1 protein-coding gene is annotated in these 554 nt (G+C 47.8%); it reads left to right on the top strand.

Annotated features, from left to right (window positions below; genetic code table 11):
- A partial coding sequence (locus OCI93_RS20970; RefSeq protein WP_261627265.1) for a polyketide synthase dehydratase domain-containing protein occupies positions 1-554 on the top strand: 554 nt, incomplete at both ends.

Raw genomic sequence — 554 nt, 5'->3', positions numbered from 1 at the left:
TTGGCAACCTATCACTTACACCCGAGCATAGTGGATGCAGCACTGCAAGCCATCAGTGGTATTCAATTACTTGATGAACAGGGTCAAGTGGGTGGTCCTTTAGTGCCATTTGCACTAGAGCGTTTAGAAATGTTAGGAGCTTGTAGTACCCAAATGTGGTCATGGGCGCGTATAACAGAGCAAGAAGCACACAAACAGGTCACAAAGTTTGATATAGACTTGTGTGATGAGCAAGGAGCAGTATGTGTGCGGATGCGAGGGTTTAGTGCGCGAGTATTATCCAAAGAGGCACAGCCGCAGACATCAAAGAGTCATTTTTATCATCCGGTGTGGAAGAAAGCAGCGGGTGACGCGAGCTCAGAGTTTAGCCCTTTGTGTGTGTTACACAAAGGGTTGAGCGAAGCGGTAGAATACGGCCTCAAAGAAAGAGGCATCAATGTATTAGGGCTATCGGGTGGTGACTATGAAACGGTGGTATGTGAAGTCATAGAGACGTTACAAAGACTGCTAGCGACAAAGGCAACCGGGTTGGTGCAGGTACTGATACCAGCAGC

It is taken from the genome of Pseudoalteromonas holothuriae (assembly GCF_945859825.1).
Lineage (GTDB): Bacteria > Pseudomonadota > Gammaproteobacteria > Enterobacterales > Alteromonadaceae > Pseudoalteromonas > Pseudoalteromonas holothuriae.
This window is presented reverse-complemented; position numbering and strand designations above follow the sequence as displayed.